The sequence below is a fragment of the Nitrospirota bacterium genome, from assembly GCA_016194305.1.
GTDB lineage: Bacteria > Nitrospirota > Nitrospiria > JACQBW01 > JACQBW01 > JACQBW01.
The window spans coordinates 53,583-71,027 of the sequence record JACQBW010000006.1; the positions used below are offsets into that span (position 1 = coordinate 53,583).

Consider the following 17,445-nt stretch of genomic DNA (forward strand, 5'->3'; position numbering starts at 1 on the left):
AATGTATTCTCCCGTCTCTAATTTATATTTCTCCCGGGAGTTTTTTATCAGTCCCGGGTTGGACTCAATTTTACGGGTATAGAAATATAAGGACAATCAGGTAAAACCCTGAATTCTGACCTCGAAGATCACTGAAAGAAAAGGGAGGAAAATACCATCTTGACTCTTAAGGCTGAATCAAACCTTGGCGAATGGCATAACGAACAAGTCCGACCGTTCCATGAATATCGAGCTTATCCATAATCCTTCCCCGGTGGGATTCGGCGGTTTTTGGACTGACCCCCAAAAACTGGGCAATTTCCTTTGTGCTGTTTCCTTCCGCCACCAATTGAAGGACCTGACGCTCTCGGGAGGTAAGAGGATCTGAAGGGAGTTCTTTTTTATCTAAAAAAGCTTCTACCACTATCTTGGAAATTCCCGGACTCAAATAAACCGATCCGCGGGAAACCTGGTCTATAGCCTGGAGAAGATCTTCCCCGGCCTGTTGTTTCAGGACATAACCGCTAATTCTGGCCCGTTGGGCCTCCAGAACATAAAGGTCTTCGTCATGTATGGTTAGAATAATGGTTTTTGTCTTCGGACAGACCCGATGAATCTCCTTCGCCGCATCAATACCATTTAAAATTGGCATTGAGAGATCCAGAATGGCAATATCCGGTAAATACTTTTGTGCCATCTGGATTGCTTCATCTCCAGACGCGGCCTCTGCGATGATCTGGAATCCTTTCCTCTCCAGATAAGCTTTCACTCCTTCCCGAAAAATACCGTGGTCATCGGCTAGGAGAATATCCAGACCCATTCCGTGCCTCCCGTGGAATAAAAATAAACAATCCTGTACCTTGGCCTGACATGGATTGAATTTTTAAAGTCCCGCCATAACTCTTAAGCAGTTCACGAATCCCTGTTAACCCCAGTCCTTTTTCTTCCTCGCAATCGGAAAGTGTTGTTTCCTTCATTCCAATACCATCATCTTGAATCGAACATTGAATTCCCTGATCTTCCTGGTACACACGAATGACCACCTCCTTTGCGCAGGCATGTCTTACGACATTTGTCAGGGCCTCCCGCACAATCCGATAGATCAAAGTTTCAACTAGGGGCTGGAGACGTCCCTGCAATAATCCTTTAACCGGGATCACCAATCCTGATCGTTTCGAGACACCACGAGCCAGGAATTCTAAAGCCGGTAGAAGCCCCAGATCATCTAGAACGGTCGGTCTTACCTCGTGGACAAGACGTCGCAAATGCTGTTCACTGAGCTGAAGGAGATTTCTTATTTTTTGAAAACCTTCTTGAAAATGCAGCGGTACCTGGCATTCAACTTCCTTCAGCGCCAGGTAGGTTGCAGCAAGAAGCTGTCCGGCCTCGTCGTGAAGGACGTGTGTGATCCGACGGGTCTCTTCTTCCAGCATCTGATTCATCCTGCGAAGGCCCGCGTTCGAATCCCGAAACGCACGATGAGTAATTTCAAATGAAGAAAGGCTTTCTAAAAAGAATTCGGCTCCCTTAAGAATGCGATCGACTTCCTCAGGTCTCAGATTGCCCGGCAATGTTTTTCTAACCGCTTCCTTGTAAATGGCAACAAGATCCAGCACACCGATGTCCGACGAGACCGCTTGGCGTCCCAATTCATAGCCGCGTCCCAGAGCGCCTTCTCCGACGCCTTCCAGATAATCCTGAAATGCTAAAAAATAGCGCTCATGGAAATCATTTAGGGTTTCTTTCATTACCTGGGCTCTGATTTCCATTCTATCGAAGGTTTTCTATAAGAACTGTCGCAGTCCGGAGAATATATTTTATAACCGCCATGAACTTTCTTTGCGGCATACATAGCGGCATCCGCCCGGCGCATGAGGAGATCCGCAGTTGTCCCGTGCCAGGGGAAAAGAGCAATTCCGATACTTGCACCAATCTCAAATCGTGCAGATTCAACAGAAAAAGGCTGCTCAATAATCTCCAGTATCTTGTTTACTGCAAGTTCCGTCCCTTCTATCGAAGTTGAGGGCAACAGTACTGCGAATTCGTCTCCTCCAAGACGCGCCAAAGTATCGGATTCACGTAACACTGAATGCAATCGAGGTCCCAGCTGTTGAAGAACTGCGTCGCCTTTGTCATGTCCATAATCGTCGTTAACTTCTTTAAAACGGTTTAGATCGAGTAAAAGTAGCGCCGTTGTGGAGAGATCTCGTCGACCAGTCTGCAGGGCATGTTGAAGACGATCTTGAAACAGGAGACGATTGGGTAACCCGGTCAGATTATCGTGATAAGCGAGATGGGTTAACACTTCCATCTGTTTACGTTCAGTTAGATCAAGTGTCACTACCAGACAAATCCTTTCCTGACCTTGTTCAATAAGCTGGAAATGCTCTTCCACGGGGTATTCTGACCCGTCTGATTTACAATGTTGGGTCTGCACAACCAGTTTCTTTTTTTGCCCTTCCAGCAAAGGATAAAGCAATGATTTGAACGCAGTCTCGTCATATCCCAAGATCAAATCGAGAGGACTCATTTTCTGGACGTTCTCCAGGGAACAGCCGAAATTTCGAAGGACACGCGCGTTGACATAAAGAAAGTGAAGCGTTTTCACATCAAACATATAAATTTCGTTTGAACTCGCATCGAGAACATTCAATAGCCTAATCAACTCTTGATTCTGACGTTTAAGTGTTTTATGGAGATCGGTAAGGGTATTATAAGCTTCATGCAAGCCGCGCTGAACCATGTCAAAGGGAGAAAGAATCTCTGCAAAAAATTCAGTCACTCGAATCATTTTACGGCTTTTATGGGATTCTCGCGTCTCGGATAGAATTGCTCCCAGCGCTTCTTCATGAACGGTGATCATTTCTAACACACCGATACGGTCGGCAACAGCCTTACGACCCAACTCATATGCCTGTTTTAAAGCTTCTTCCTTTCCATGGGAAAGGTAGTCCTTTAAAGCCAAAAGATAGGGCTCGCCAATGTTTCGCGAAAGATCATTCATATGGATTGCTCCATATAGCGAATGATCAGCACCAACGCGTCATCCATTGGATTTCTGTGTCTTGCAAGAATCTGAGAAGCCAATTGTTGGGGCGGAATATTTTGCGGGAGCTCTTCGGCAAAAGTGTCCTTAATTCCATCTGTTGCAAGAATCAACTGATCTCCCGGCGAAATCGAAACGGAAGTGGTTCTTAAAATAGGAAGTTTATAGCCCACTGTTCCGGCATTGAGCAAAATCCATTCAGTTCGAGGATTTGCATTCTGATTTGTGTGGATTAACAGCCCTTCGACATTTCCCACAGCCAGCCACTCTATTTTGGTCCTTTTCTGTTCTTGTTTTCCCAGTCCCTGAAATGACACCATGGTCATGGCGACACCACGCATTCTCAGTAAATTCCTGTGACACCGGTTGATCAGACTGGCAAGAGGTTCGTCCGGATGATTTCCAAGCGTTTTAACAGCAGCTTCAGCCGATTCGGCCGCTTCACGTCCATGACCCAGCCCATCTACAACCGCGGCCAGCGCTCCTTCATCAAACAATGAAACCAGATGACGATCCCCGGATTCGCACTGGCCGTCCATCGCTTTGAAAGCCACTCCCCAATCGATATGCCTAAATCCGCTCATTGATCCAGTAAATCCCCGTCAAATTGTGTTTTCCTACTCAACCGAACCATTCCGGCGAAGCCATTTTTTCATCTTCACCGTTGTACCCTTCCTGACCTCGGATTGAATTTCAAACTCGTCCATCAACCGTTTTGCGCCCGGCAATCCAAGCCCGAGTCCGTTTCCAGTTGAATAACCATCCTGGAGAGCCCGGTCAATATCTGCGATTCCGGGGCCTTCATCCTGGGCAATAATGAATATTCCCTTTAGACGACTTTCTTGTACCGGTCCCAGAATAATTTCACCTTTTCCGGCATATTCAACGATGTTTCGGGCAACTTCCGAAATGGCCGTCGCTATGATGGTCAGGTCGCTTCCGGTAAACCCGATCTGTGACGCCAAAGTCCGGCCATGGGCCCGTGCTGTCACAATATCGGTGGAGCAAATAATCTGGACACGAGTTTCATGTTTCATTTGCGATGCCCGTATTTGTCTCAGAACTGTGATCCAAATGGGCAAGTCCCTCTTCCAAATCCAAAGCCGTCGCCACGCCGCCCATATCAAGACCGAGCTGAACCATCGAAAAAGCAATCTCGGGCCGGATACCCACAATGACGGTCTCCGCACCCCGAAACCGAATCATATTGGCAATATTTTTCAAAGTTCGAACAGCAAACGAATCGATCACATCCAGCGCAGTGACGTCAATAATAGCACCACGCGAGCGGAACTTTCCCACCCGAGCCACCAGATCGCCCTGGAATTGTTTCAGATCTTCGTCGCTCAGTGCGGATTGAACCGTTGCGATCAAATAATCATGTTGTTTAAGAATCGGTACATTCATCTTTCGCTTTCTCTATATTTCTGGTCCCGTCCGCTAAGCTCTTCCAAAATCACTTTATATCCTAATAACTTTTCTGCTTCTTCAATCCCCCCCTGTAAATCTCCCACCGTTTTCATTTTCCCGAATTCCACGCCGATGTTGACTAGCGTTTGGGCAATCTCAGACGACAAACCGGTGACGATCACCGTGGCTCCCATCAAACGAGACGCATCCATGGTTTGTACCAGATGATTTGCCACCGTCGCGTCAACCGAGGGAACACCTGTAATGTCCATCACCACTACTTTGGCACGGTTTGAACGAATGCCTCTGAGCAACTGTTCGGTTAACTGACGTGCCCTTTGCGGATCGATGACCCCGATAATAGGAAGGATCAATAGACGTTCTCGGACTTGCAATACTGGAGTAGAGAGCTCGCGAATCGCTTCCTGCTGTTGCCGAATGATACGTTCACGTTCCTGAACAAATCCGACGCCTACTGTATTGGCAATCCGGTTTGCTGCCGGCTCATAGGCATCCAGGACACGATTCAAAAGTCCAAAATCAGTCTGATACTTCTTGAAGAGAGAACGCGCCAACACATCGCGAAGTAATAAAACAATTCCAAGGACCTCGTGGGTTTCCACACCCCTTGGGATAATCCTTTCCGAAAGGTCTCGGGCGTAAGCCTGAAGCGCTTCGACTGAACCGGTTTCCAGCACCGCGACATAGTTATCATAAACGGTCGTCGCCTCTTTAAAAATCTCCTCTTTGGTCATAGATGTTAAAAGTCCGGCCTCTGTGATGCGTCGCGCCCATTCTTCTCGAAGCTCGGTGCGGTTTTCCCTAAGATGCGCCACCAGTTCGCGAAGCAAGGCCCGAGTTTCCGGTACGGCTTGAAGAAGAGTCGATTCTTCTCTTTTTGGCATGGTTTTTCTCCTCATTGAAAGATTGTGATAAACAGTTCTTATGGATTCTATCGGATTTTACAAAAAAGGGTATCAGCCGGAGACTGATTCTGATGTAGGAATTAGTGAGATTGCCTTGTCGGTGCTTTCCCGACAAGGAATAAAAAGGATCATTTAATCAACCAGCTTGTTTCGAATTCCATACTGAATCAGATCCGCGTTTGTCTTCATCTTCATTTTCTCAAGAATCCGGGACCGGTAAGTACTCACTGTCTTTATGGAAAGGACCATCTGTTCAGCAATCTGTTTGATGCTCTTACCCTCTGCAATCAAACACATTACCTGATATTCCCGGTCAGAAAGGAGCTCATGAAAAGGTTTTTCAGAGTCCAATCGCAAGTCCTGCACCAATTGTTCCGCAAGGCAAGAGCTGATATATTTTCCTCCACCAGCAACTTTTCGTATTGCATTGATTAGATCATCCGGTGCGCTTTCCTTAGTCATGTAACCGGAAGCTCCTGCTCTAAGCAGACGGACCGCATACTGGTCCTCAGAATGCATGCTCAATACCAGAACGGGAAGATCCGGCTGTTCTCCCTTAATTTCTTTAAGCAGATCGAGTCCTGTCTTGCCAGGCATCGCCATATCCAGGACAACCACATTCCAGCTTTGGCTGCGAACCTGTTTCATGACCTCTTGTCCGTTGCCAGCTTCTCCGGCCACTTTAAGATCTGAAGTCGTTTGGAGAATATTCTTGATACCCTGACGCACCACCGCATGATCATCGGCAATTAAAATATTTATCATGACAACTCTCCCACAAAAGGAATCTGAACAGTCACTTTTGTCCCTTTTCCGGGTCGCCCCGCTATACGTATTTCGCCGCCCAAAAAGGATGCCCGTTCCCTCATTCCTAGAAGTCCAAGGGACCTGACAGCCGAAATTTCAGCCGTCGTAATTCCTATTCCGTTATCATGGACATCAAGGATTATTTTGGCACCTTTTTTCCGTAGGGAAATCCTTAAAGCAGTTGCCTGAGCGTGCCGGGCCGTATTGGTCAAAATCTCCTGAAAAATACGGAAAAGTGAACTGGATCTCTTTTGATCGATTGCGAGATCCCGTGAAGGCAAATTCAAATTAAACTGTATACCTGTTCTAGCTTGAAAATCCCTCAACTGCCATTCAATTGCGGCTTCCAGACCAAGATCGTCCAGAATCGGTGGTCTTAACGCTGACGCAATTTGTCGTACCATCTGAATGGTTTCATCAATCAGCTTTACCATCCTATCCGTTTTATCCAGCACCGAGATTGGTTCAACGGTTGGATCCCCAGATGAATTTTGATCCTGTGGACAATTGCTATGTTTTTCTGTACGAAAACGTTTTTGAAGTCCTGAAAGGTCGTATTTCAAACAGGTTAACGATCGTCCCAGATCATCATGGATATCACGGGCAATTCTCGCCCGTTCCTCTTCCCTAATAGATTGGAGACGTTCAGATAGGAGACGAAGTCTTGTATTTTTTTCTCGATATCCACGATAGATGACCTCAAATGGCGAAAGCGACTCGACAAGAAATTCCACTGCCCGAATAACGCGCGCCTGATCAGAGGGTTTTAGGCGGATAATTAAACTCTTCTCCAGAGCCTGACGGTAGATGTCAATCGCCTCCAATACTCCGACTCCGTTTAATGCGGCTTCGCGGCCAAGTTCATATCCCCGGTCCAACGCTGACTCACCCACTCCCGTCAAATATTCTCTCAGAGCCAGGAGGTAACATTCATTTAATTGTTGTAATGATTGTCGAGCCATCATTTTATCCGAAAATCCTTAATAAACACTTTTTGGACAAAGGACTGTTTTTTTTAATACATCTAAAATAGTAAATTAAAAAAATGATTTTTGCCAATTAAAATGGATAAATCCTAATCCATATTTTTGTTTGGTGCCCGCTAATAAGAGATCAAATCTTTCAAAGTAAAAAACCATAATCGCTTCCCATTCATAGATCTGATGAATGTTATATCAGTGATCTTCCTGGCCACAATTCAGGACTTTGCCTAATGGTTACTGACAGTATGAGTCTGTAAGATGTGAGTCGCCGCTTTGTCCAAAAATGCCTCATAATCCGCTGATGACAAGTGAAGGGGAGAATAAATTCTATTTAGATTGTCTGATTTGAAATTTGTGTTTGAAGAAACAGATGGAAATAAAACCTTATGAGGAGCTAACGATGAAACTTCATGAAATTGAAATTCTTAAAGGAAAAATTGTCCGACTTCGTCCGGTATCCCGCGAAATCGTTCAGTCCAGGCATATGATCGTTGATGATATCTGGATGGTGAAGAAAATTACTGATATGGAAATATTATTATACAATTTCAGGAATGGCCTTGAAACGAATATCCATTTGGACTTCTTAGAAGGTTATAAAGAAAATGGGACCACAAGAAATCTCACTCAGACTCATTTCATTTTAAATTTAAAAGTACAGGTCACCATTCTTAATAATAAGACAATCGATCTCAGGCCTCCGCTTGCAGGAACCCGGAAGGAACAACCCGGTCCACCGGATCATCCCATGAGAAGAATGAATCGCCGCTGATCCTGGAATCGTTCTAACTTCAATATAAAAGAACTCGGTAATCCTCCAGGTCACAATTCAGGGTTTTACCGGATTGTGGTTCTTTTAGTTATGCCCTAAGCTTGAACGTACTGGCCGAAGAAAACACTTAAGTTGTTTCGGGCACTTCATCGCCCACTTTTCGGTATTTTATTTGATTTCTGGTTTTTTGCCAGATGTCAAATATTAAAACCTTAAAATGTTTATTTTAGATGAATGACTTAGGTGGGCATTCATTTTGCTTTAAGTCATCAAGCGTCTACAACAAAAAAAAGGAGAACCTGATATGAAGACATCGTGGCCACGATTTCTACTTTTTTCGCTGTTATTTAGTTTCAAATTAATTTTTGGAATCTCTTTGGTAGAGGCGGCTGAATCTCAATTTGTCAATTCTGAAACTGTTTCTCGTGAATTTGGCCAAGAGGAATTTATGAAGGCTGTAGAAAAAGACGACTTGGGAAAGGTCAAAGAAATGATACTGGATTACCATCTTTATGTCGATGCCAAAGACAATGAGGGAGCCACTGCGCTACATATTGCCGCAAGAACTGGAGATAAACCACTCGTCCTTTTCCTTCTGGCCCAAAAAGCCGATGTCAATGCCAGGGATCGTGATGGCGCGACACCTCTTCATCGGGCTGTCGGATGGAACCAAGGGGAAATTGCAAGACTTTTGGTAGAACATCATGCCGACGTTAACGCCAGAGATAAGGACGAAGAAACACCCCTGCATTGGGCTACGACAGGAGGTTACAAAGACTTAGCCGAGTTTTTGCTGAACCATCAGGCCGAAATCAATGCCAAAGGAACTAGCGGAGAGACACCTTTACACCTTGCGGCCAGAAACTCTCATAAAGAGATCGTCGAACTTCTGATTGCCCGTCATGCCAATGTCAATACCAAAGATATAACGGGAGAAACACCACTCCATTGGGCCGTTGAAGGAGGTCATGGGGAGGTGGCAGCACTTCTACTGAGTCATGATGCCGATGCCAACGCGATGCGTAGCGATGGCGACACCCCTCTTCATCGAGCTGCTGGATGGGGTTCAAAAGGGATTATCAAGCTTCTTTTAGACCGTGGAGCAAACCGGAATGTTAAAAACAATTACGGAGAAACACCGCTACAACGGGCTACCCAATACGCTAATAAAGATGCTGTTAAACTCTTGGGTAAAGCTGTATCAATGGGAGGCTAATAAAACGGAAAATTGGCGTATGAGCGAGAGCCAATGTCCGGTTAATCAGACCCAGAAAATTAAATGACGTTATATTTTAGCGTAAGCATGGGTCGTTTTCGGTCAGCATGGAGTAGCGGCAGCCTAGTCAAGGGGCAGAGGGATTATATGCATATCACATTTCGGCTCATTGTTTCTTTAATCATAGTCATGGCGGTGGCGGCAGCTTCTTTTGCCTATATCCAGGTCCATGAGGAAAAAACCAGACTGCAGGAGGAACTGGAAAAGCGGTCCAGGCTTCTAGCAGATAGCCTCGAGGACACAGTGGACACCCTTCTTGAGAAAGGGTCTTTCCAAAATCTCCAAAAACTACTTGAAAAACTCGGAAACCGCGAAAGGCTTTCGGGTGTTGCGGTATATAACGAAAAGGGAACTCTTCTGGCCATAACCACGAGCCTCACCCCTCTTCTTCAAACCACTCCAAAGGAGGTTCTAAATGTCCTGGAAAAAGATACAGATTCAAGCAGTTTTGATTCCTTGCCAAATAAAGAAAATTATCTCTATGCCGTACCCTTGCATCAAGAGGACAAAGTTGTCGGTGCTTTAGCAATTTTTCACAATACGGCATATATTCAGGCCAGATTTTTTCACATCTGGCGAGATGCCTTCCAGAGGTTGTTGGTTCAGATGGTTTTGATTTCCATGGTCACCCTCCTTTTCATTCGCTGGAGCATCGAGAGCCCAATCGCCAGAATGGCCGAACGGATCAAAAAACTTCGCATGGGTGAAACAAACGAACCCTTTATCGTTTTTAAAAGAGACCCCCTCGCCCCACTGGCAAGAGAAATAACCCAAATGGCCAAAAGTCTCAAGGTTGCTCGGACTACAGCAGAGATGGAAGCCCGACTTCGGCAATCAGCAGATTCTAAATGGACCCCGGAGCGGCTAAAAGAACATGTTCGCATTCAACTTCGGGGCAAGCCCCTTTTCGTTATCTCCAACCGCGAGCCTTATATGCATGTCCGAAAAGGCAATCAAATTGAATACGTCGTCCCCGCCAGTGGTTTGGTCACCGCACTGGAACCGGTTCTTCGAGCCTGTGAGGGAACCTGGATCGCACATGGAAGTGGAGAAGCGGATACGGAGACTGTGGACGAAACGGGAAAAATGCGTGTTCCTCCAGAAGAGCCCCAATATATCCTCAAGCGAGTCTGGCTTACGAAAGAGGAAGAGAACGGTTACTATTATGGATTTGCCAATGAAGGTCTCTGGCCCCTCTGTCATATTGCACACACCCGGCCTACTTTTCGATCTGAAGATTGGAATTATTACCAACAGGTGAATGAGAAGTTTGCTCTGGCCGCGTTAGAAGAAATGAAAGGGACCGTCGAACCCTGCGTTCTAATCCAGGATTATCATTTCGCTCTGCTGGCACGACTAATCAAAGAAAAGCGCCCAGACGCCAGAGTTGCTCTTTTCTGGCATATTCCATGGCCCAATCCGGAATCCTTTGGTATCTGTCCGTGGGAGAAAGAGATCTTAAGCGGAATGCTGGGAGCCGACCTGGTTGGATTTCACATCCAGTTTCACTGTAATAATTTCCTGGATACCGTGGATCGAGCATTAGAGTCCAGGATTGACTGGCAACATTTTGCTGTGAATCGAAAAGGCCATACCACTCAGGTAAAACCCTTTCCCATCAGTATCGCAATTCAGGATACTTCCAATTCAATAACCGTTAAAAAACCGGTTGGTTTTACAAAAGAAATTTTCTTAAAGAACATTGGGATTAAAGCAAAATTTCTAGGCGTGGGAGTCGACCGCATTGATTATACTAAAGGAATATTAGAGCGATTTAAGGGAATAGAACGTTTTTTTGAAAAGTACCCCCGTTATCAAGGACTATTTACATTTGTAGAGCTGGGAGCGCCAAGCCGCACACTGATTAAGCGCTACCATGATTTAATATATGAAGTCGAGAACGAAGCCAATCGTATCAACAACCGGTTTCAGAAAAAAGAATGGAAGCCGATTGTCTTTCTCAAAAAACACCACAGCCATGACGAAATCGAACCTTTTTATACGTTCGCGAATCTTTGTCTTGTAACCTCCCTTCATGATGGCATGAACCTTGTCGCCAAAGAGTTTGTGTCTGTAAGGAATGATGAGACGGGTGTACTGATTCTAAGTCAGTTTACAGGAGCCTCCACGGAGCTTCAAGACGCCCTGCTAATCAATCCATACGACACAGACCAGATGGCCGAGGCAATCCGACAGGCTTTAGAAATGCCCACTGAAGAGCAAAGAGTCCGTATGCAGGCAATGCGCGATAACCTTCACAATCACAACATCTACCGGTGGACAGCGGAGTTAATGGATAAACTTGTCCAGCTTCGCCTGGAACAAGAATCAATGGCGAAGCCGGTCTAGGATTTTTGATGCGATCGATTTTATTTGTCTGCACCCATAACGCATGCAGAAGTCAGATTGCGGAAGCCATTTGTAAAAAAGTGGCTACTCATTCCTGGATTATTGAAAGCGCCGGTTTTAATCCGTCGCGTCAAGTGGATCCCAAAGCCGTAGAAATTCTAAGAAAACACCAACTAAGCATGAACTATTCCAAACCTAAAGGGTTTTCTGCGTTGCCGCGCCTAGAATGGGACTTTGTAGTCAATATGGATTTCGGAGGCATGAAACCAGAGGTATCGGCTATTCAATTAATCCGGTGGAATATTCCGGATCCTATGGATGGTCCTATAAGTGCTTATCAAGCTCTTTATAAAGATTTAACTCATCATATCCGAATACTAATACAAAACATCGAAAGGTTATCTTTGTGACTCCTCGCACTGACCAACCCTTTTGTTTCTATACCCGGCTGAGCCTGACTTTTCTGACAGGCATTAAAGCGAAAAACATCCAGGAGCTTCTCGATTATCTCAAGATTGCTCCACCATCCGTCATCTATCAGCACACACACCATTTCATGGAAGAACATAACAATCTTGTTCCGGAACCTCCCAATGATTTTTCCTGGTGGATAACTCATATGCTTCAGGATGAAATACTAGGAGAGAGGCTGGCCGCCATCGACACAACCCAATTCAAATCGCTAAGTAACCTTCAGCAGGCTCTGGTTTCTTGTATCGAGGATCATCTCAAGATAAACAGAGTTCTCCGTCAATCACCCGACGGCAAAGAATTCCACTTTATGAGAACCCTTAGATTTTCAGTTCCTACACCCTATCGTGCCCGTGATTATTCGGAATTTCTCGAATGTCTCAAAAAGGTGAGCAGCTCGAGTCTCTACCTCCATATCTTTGAAGCCAAATTGAGATCTTCTCTAGGAATCAATGATTTTTCACATTGGTTTGAAACCGAGCTGGGTGAGAAATCAATGGCCGCATTGATTGCGACTCCTAATCTCCGCAGTCAAACCTTAAACGGATTACGTTTGAATATCATCGGTTTAGTCGAAAAAAGAATAAAGGAGCTTACCCATGTCTAACCTTGAAGAGTACCGCGCAATTGTCGGTAGCAACACGCTGGAGGAGTTGTATCACTTGTCCCAATATCTTGAGGATAAATCGGTTCTGCATATTAACTCTACAGCCGTTGGCGGCGGAGTAGCCGAAATCTTAAATCGTATTGTTCCTTTTCTCTGCGAACTGGGCATGGAAGCAAACTGGGAGGTTGTCAAAGGAGGAGAAGATTTTTACGCCACTACAAAGAGATTTCACAATGCTCTTCATGGTAACAAATCGGATGTCGTAACGAAAGATTACATGATCTATGAAGATACCTTGGATCAAAATCTCAGTCAGATGAGATTAGATAAAGACTTCGTATTTATCCATGATCCTCAACCAGCCGCATTGGTTAAAAATCGAAGAAATCTTGAAAATCATTGGATCTGGCGATGCCATATTGACCTTTCTCAACCTGATCCTTTAGTCTGGGATTACTTCAAATCCTACGTGGAGCAGTACGATGCCTGTGTTTTTTCTGCTCCGAGCTTCGCTCAACGGCTTTCAATACCTCAGGTTTTAATCTCCCCTTCGATTGATCCTTTGAGTGATAAAAACAGAGATCTTCACCCCGAAGAGATAGAATCTATAATGGAACGCCTGAATATTCCAGATGACAAACCTCTGGTGACCCAGGTTTCCCGGTTTGATCGGTTGAAAGACCCATTGGGCGTCATCGAAACATTTCGGAAGATAACCCCCTATGTGGATGCCAGACTTCTTCTTGTCGGTGGAACGGCAGGTGATGACCCGGAAGGCATCCAGGTTCTCAACGAAGTACGTGAGAGAGTTCTTACCGATTCGGATATCATAATCCTCTGCCTCCCCCCTACGGCTCACCTGGAAATAAATGCAATCCAGAGAGCCTCGACTATTATCCTCCAAAAATCACTACGAGAAGGCTTTGGGTTAACCGTCACCGAAGCGCTCTGGAAAGGGAAACCGGTTATTGCGTCTGCTGTGGGAGGCATTCCACTTCAGATTTTACACAAGCAATCAGGAATTTTGACCCACACTAATGATGGTGCAGCCTACTGGCTAAAACAGCTACTTAGCATGCCGGAGTATGCCAAAAAATTGGGCGCAAATGGTAAAGAACATGTTCGCCAGAATTTCCTATTGACCCGGCATCTGAAAGATTACATGTTACTTTTCCTTTCTCTGGAACATCCGGCAACAGACTTTATTCGTTTGTAAATGCAAATACGCTGATTCTTTGCTTTCGAAATAGAAAATAGAATTGTCATTTTGACCATCCTAGCGTAACCTTCGATTTCTTAAAAGGCGGAAGGACTAATGCTTCGTGGAAGCAAGAAATAGCCATCACTAAAGGAAGTAATAACTATCATGACATGAGTAGATACCCATGGAAGTTGATCCGGGAATGTTCTTTCACAATCATATAGGATCTAAACAAAGTTTGTTGCTATAGGAAGGATTGAGATTGAATAAGTTGGGTACGATCACAAATTGATCACAAAAAAACGGGGTGAAGGTCAAACTGATCTTCTAAATTAGGTTCCTTTTAGATAAAAGGACCGCCCGGAGATTTTATTTTCAAGTGGTTTTAATTTCAGGGGGAGGTCAGACAAACCAGTTAACTCCTCGTTTATTTGACCACGAAAGAGGAGTTTAACCGCAATATTCCAATATGGACACAACTATTTCTCGAATGTTCTGGCAATAAATAGTTAGGGTATAGCCTGAAAATTAAAGAAAGACCAAATAAAATCTTTGAGGAGAAATTTTGGGAGAAGATAATCTACCCTTTTTTGGCGAAAAGCCCATCCCTCTGAGCGTCATTAAAAAATTGGTTGGCAATAGCAGTAAAAGCCTCGGCTTCGCTATATGTTCCTAAATTCACCCAGGAAAATGCGAGGAGCGGAGCCCAGAGAGCCACTTTTCTTGTAACCTGGTACTCGTATGTTTTAATCTGATTCTGATCGGCATATAAAGTAAATTTAACCAAGAAACCTTCATTCCCGCTATAGGCGGGTATTAATGTAAACGTAGCAACCGAGAGATAGCCAAATATCAACGAAGGTAAAGAAAGTGGTTCCCATTTTACCTCGACAGAGGTGTAAAGTCCTTTTTCTGGCGGTTCTTCAACGTTAATTGTTTCCGAAAACATCCTGTTTGTTCTAAAAGCGGACTTAAGTGCATTGAAACCTCCCGCTTCCAAAATTGGAAACCTTTGCACGGTATAATACAGTTTCTCATCTTCCTTCTTGAATTCGTGTTGATGCAACGCCTCTTCGGGAAAGTTACGGTACGTAATGACACATCCTCCTAAGGATTCTCCCAAGGTAGCAAAAATTAAAAACATGGCTAAGTATTTTCTCAGTTTTGACATAAATTACTCCCGGAACATAAAAAATGCTCTGAAAGGTATCGGGAAGCGTTTAAAATTACCGATCTGATTCTGGTTCATGGCAATTTCAACCCGCCGATGCCCTCTCCGTGACCGCTGTGATTCTCACTAACATCAACCTTGAAAATCAAATTAGGGTTGAAACATATTAGAATTAATTTAAAATGTCAATTATTTAGCCTGTATAGATTGGCTATCAAAGAGTAGTAACTTGTTCTGAAAAAGATGCCCTGTCAAAATCCAATCTCTAATTTCTCGAAGATTTCAATTGGAACTACATTATTTCCTTCGTAATAACCAAAAGACCAAACTGAAAAAACACCATTTGAAGAAATTCCCCCCATCTATAGCCGCTTTCACTATTTAGAAACCCTTTAATTCTAAAAATAACAAAACCCTCTCCACCTGAAGTCGAAATAATGTGCCCATTCGACTTCTTAATAAAATCCATCATACTCATCCCATTTTTAATACTCTTTAGCTCATTTTCCATTTCGATGGAAAGCATTTTTAGAAAGATTTTTCTCATTGTAATTACCATAGTCAGTTATTTCCGTTCCGGTTTGAACTGGAGTTGGGCGCGATCACAAAATGATCACAAAAAAATGTTGATTAGGCCGTCGGCTCAACCTGAATTTTGTCGGAGGTCATATTCTTTCATTTTGAGTTGAATTCCGCGCCGCGACATTCCAAGCTTTTCAGCTGTACGGGTTACATTCCATTCCGTCTCATCGAGTGCTTGAATAGGCACAGCCTTCTCAGCTCGAACTGCAGCTTCCTTAGACAAAGTTTTAAAATCTGAACTATTTCCAAATCCGGGATTTTTCGGTAAAGAAGATTATTTATCACTAAAAGATGCACTACCGGTCCACCTAAGAGTTCCGTTTGTCATTGCCTATTGGACCGGCATGCGTTCAGGTGAGATATTCCAATTGAAATGGAATCAGATTAACTTAGATGAAGGATGGATCCGGCTTGACTCGGGAACCACTAAGAATGATAAAGGTCGGCTGATCCCGTTAGTGAAGGAAGTGTGTGAAATGTTGAGTCACTGGAAAAAAGTATCCGTGATTCAATGTCCTACATGTCCCTGGGTCTGTCATAATCAGGGGGAGAGACTGCTGCGGATCCAAAAGCAAATCTGGGACAAATATTGTGAAAGTGTGGGATTGAAAGGCAAGCTTTTTCACGATCTCCGCAGAACGGCTGTTAGGAATATGGTTCGTGCACACATTCCTGAAAAAGTCGCCATGGAAATCTCCGGGCATAAGACCCGCTCAGTATTTGATCGATATCATATTGTTTGCGAGGAAGATTTGATGGAAGCTGTTTCACTTTTGGAAAAGGGATAACCAGCAGAATAGGAACAGAGCTTGTCCTCGTATATGTAGATTCCACCTACGAACCCTCAAAAAGCCCGACCATAAGAATTAATGATTATTGAGAGTAATAGTGCCTAACGTCCGCATTCAGCCGCGCGCTTTGAGCGTCGGCTGCAATGCCCGGTTAGGCCTCGTTCCCTATGGGAGATCAAGCGAATCTCCCAAGCCCGCATACATATACTTGTCGCCGAACGTTTCGGTCAATGCAACAAAGCCCGGTTCACCAGTGCAATGACCGGGCGCTATGGTTTCCACACGCCATTCATCGCGCAGGGCCTGGGCGATGCGGCGGATTTCCGGCTCTTTTGTGAGAACGAGATGAAGGCCGCCAAAGATGCAGTGCACGCGATCTTCAATCGAGCGCGAGGCGGCGAGAATCTTTTCAATGCCGGGATGTGAACAGCCGGCTATCAAAACCAAGCCGCGCGGCGTGCGCAGGGCCAGCGAGAGTTCTCGCATTTCGCGCGTGCCCGGAACATCCGACACCACGGCAACGAGCCAAACATTGGCGGCAATCTCAGTAGTCTCCTTGACCCAAGTGAATTGCGCGTCTGGCCACGGCGTCCCATGGCGAATGGTTTCGGGCGGCCTGCCGTCATAGTACTGCATATAGGCAGGCAGCGCATGGCAACGTGGATAGAACACACCTGGAAGACTCGAACCAAAAACCCCATACAGCTCGTCGGGCGTGTAGATGCGTACGGCCGGATTGAGCTTAAGCAGATGGTTCAGTCCGCTGGTGTGGTCACCGTGCCGATGAGAGATCGCGACGAGATCGAGCTTGCCCAGGTCAATGCCAAGTGCCTCAGTGTTTTCCGCGAATGTACGTGCATTGTTACCGGTGTCGAACAGAATGCGCTTTCCCTCGAACTCGACGAGCGCCGCGAATCCCCAATCCTTCCTCAAGTCGGTTCGCTTGCCGAATGAGTCGTGGAGGATAGTTATGCGATTGCCCGCCATGTGTGAGGCCTAATCAGTTATTAGACAGTTACGGGACTGTAGCATTAAATTTTGAGGCGGGTCAATACCTCTTTCCAGCTACCAAAC

The 17,445-nt window shown here is 45.0% G+C and carries 20 protein-coding genes; 7 read left to right on the top strand and 13 right to left on the bottom strand.

Features of this window, described 5'->3' with window-relative positions; all coding sequences use genetic code 11:
• Window positions 1–166 precede the first annotated feature (166 nt).
• From HY200_02050 to HY200_02090, 9 genes are all read right to left on the bottom strand, one after another.
• Complete coding sequence (locus HY200_02050; protein ID MBI3593719.1) at window positions 167–799, bottom strand: response regulator transcription factor; 633 nt, start codon at window positions 797–799, stop codon at window positions 167–169.
• Entirely contained in the window at window positions 771–1,727 is a 957-nt protein-coding gene (locus HY200_02055) for an ATP-binding protein (GenBank protein MBI3593720.1), read from the bottom strand. Before HY200_02055 ends, HY200_02050 begins: the two co-directional genes overlap by 29 nt.
• Window positions 1,727–2,983: a diguanylate cyclase gene (locus HY200_02060; protein ID MBI3593721.1), complete on the bottom strand. Its 1,257-nt coding sequence runs from the start codon at window positions 2,981–2,983 to the stop codon at window positions 1,727–1,729. The genes HY200_02055 and HY200_02060 overlap by 1 nt, the downstream gene beginning before the upstream one ends.
• Window positions 2,980–3,609, bottom strand: coding sequence for a SpoIIE family protein phosphatase (locus HY200_02065; protein ID MBI3593722.1), 630 nt, complete (start codon window positions 3,607–3,609; stop codon window positions 2,980–2,982). Before HY200_02065 ends, HY200_02060 begins: the two co-directional genes overlap by 4 nt.
• Window positions 3,610–3,642: 33 nt before the next feature.
• On the bottom strand, window positions 3,643–4,062 hold the full coding sequence (locus HY200_02070; protein ID MBI3593723.1) for an anti-sigma regulatory factor: 420 nt from the start codon (window positions 4,060–4,062) through the stop codon (window positions 3,643–3,645).
• Entirely contained in the window at window positions 4,052–4,432 is a 381-nt protein-coding gene (locus HY200_02075) for an STAS domain-containing protein (protein MBI3593724.1), read from the bottom strand. Before HY200_02075 ends, HY200_02070 begins: the two co-directional genes overlap by 11 nt.
• Window positions 4,429–5,355 carry an STAS domain-containing protein gene (locus HY200_02080; GenBank protein ID MBI3593725.1) on the bottom strand — a complete coding sequence of 309 codons (927 nt, stop codon included), beginning with the start codon at window positions 5,353–5,355 and terminating at the stop codon, window positions 4,429–4,431. The genes HY200_02075 and HY200_02080 overlap by 4 nt, the downstream gene beginning before the upstream one ends.
• A gap of 138 nt (window positions 5,356–5,493) precedes the next feature.
• Window positions 5,494–6,126, bottom strand: coding sequence for a response regulator transcription factor (locus HY200_02085; protein MBI3593726.1), 633 nt, complete (start codon window positions 6,124–6,126; stop codon window positions 5,494–5,496).
• Entirely contained in the window at window positions 6,123–7,130 is a 1,008-nt protein-coding gene (locus HY200_02090) for a sensor histidine kinase (GenBank protein MBI3593727.1), read from the bottom strand. Before HY200_02090 ends, HY200_02085 begins: the two co-directional genes overlap by 4 nt.
• A gap of 421 nt (window positions 7,131–7,551) precedes the next feature.
• On the opposite strand from HY200_02090, the gene HY200_02095 reads away from it, so the two are divergent.
• From HY200_02095 to HY200_02120, 6 genes are all read left to right on the top strand, one after another.
• Window positions 7,552–7,923 (top strand): hypothetical protein, encoded by a 372-nt coding sequence (locus tag HY200_02095; GenBank protein MBI3593728.1) that lies wholly within the window; start codon window positions 7,552–7,554, stop codon window positions 7,921–7,923.
• Between the two features lie 304 nt (window positions 7,924–8,227).
• Window positions 8,228–9,139: an ankyrin repeat domain-containing protein gene (locus HY200_02100; GenBank protein ID MBI3593729.1), complete on the top strand. Its 912-nt coding sequence runs from the start codon at window positions 8,228–8,230 to the stop codon at window positions 9,137–9,139.
• Window positions 9,140–9,286: 147 nt separating this feature from the next.
• Window positions 9,287–11,548, top strand: coding sequence for a trehalose-6-phosphate synthase (locus HY200_02105; protein MBI3593730.1), 2,262 nt, complete (start codon window positions 9,287–9,289; stop codon window positions 11,546–11,548).
• 8 nt (window positions 11,549–11,556) lie between these two features.
• Window positions 11,557–11,958 (top strand): low molecular weight phosphatase family protein, encoded by a 402-nt coding sequence (locus tag HY200_02110; GenBank protein ID MBI3593731.1) that lies wholly within the window; start codon window positions 11,557–11,559, stop codon window positions 11,956–11,958.
• On the top strand, window positions 11,955–12,626 hold the full coding sequence (locus HY200_02115; protein MBI3593732.1) for a hypothetical protein: 672 nt from the start codon (window positions 11,955–11,957) through the stop codon (window positions 12,624–12,626). Before HY200_02110 ends, HY200_02115 begins: the two co-directional genes overlap by 4 nt.
• Window positions 12,619–13,842: a glycosyltransferase gene (locus HY200_02120; GenBank protein ID MBI3593733.1), complete on the top strand. Its 1,224-nt coding sequence runs from the start codon at window positions 12,619–12,621 to the stop codon at window positions 13,840–13,842. Before HY200_02115 ends, HY200_02120 begins: the two co-directional genes overlap by 8 nt.
• A gap of 565 nt (window positions 13,843–14,407) precedes the next feature.
• On the opposite strand, the gene HY200_02125 is transcribed toward HY200_02120, so the two are convergent.
• The 3 genes from HY200_02125 to HY200_02135 form a co-directional block, all read right to left on the bottom strand.
• Window positions 14,408–14,998 (bottom strand): hypothetical protein, encoded by a 591-nt coding sequence (locus HY200_02125; GenBank protein MBI3593734.1) that lies wholly within the window; start codon window positions 14,996–14,998, stop codon window positions 14,408–14,410.
• Window positions 14,999–15,290: 292 nt separating this feature from the next.
• Window positions 15,291–15,545: a hypothetical protein gene (locus tag HY200_02130; protein ID MBI3593735.1), complete on the bottom strand. Its 255-nt coding sequence runs from the start codon at window positions 15,543–15,545 to the stop codon at window positions 15,291–15,293.
• 96 nt (window positions 15,546–15,641) lie between these two features.
• The gene (locus tag HY200_02135; GenBank protein MBI3593736.1) at window positions 15,642–15,767 is read right to left on the bottom strand and encodes a helix-turn-helix domain-containing protein; all 126 of its coding nucleotides are present in this window, start codon (window positions 15,765–15,767) and stop codon (window positions 15,642–15,644) included.
• Here HY200_02135 and HY200_02140 point away from each other — a divergent pair.
• Window positions 15,760–16,368: a site-specific integrase gene (locus HY200_02140; protein ID MBI3593737.1), complete on the top strand. Its 609-nt coding sequence runs from the start codon at window positions 15,760–15,762 to the stop codon at window positions 16,366–16,368. The genes HY200_02135 and HY200_02140 overlap by 8 nt on opposite strands.
• A gap of 168 nt (window positions 16,369–16,536) precedes the next feature.
• Here the strand turns inward: HY200_02140 and HY200_02145 are convergent, their stop codons facing one another.
• A complete protein-coding gene (locus HY200_02145) occupies window positions 16,537–17,358 on the bottom strand; it encodes an MBL fold metallo-hydrolase (GenBank protein ID MBI3593738.1) in 822 nt (273 codons plus the stop codon).
• Between the last annotated feature and the right edge of the window lie 87 nt (window positions 17,359–17,445).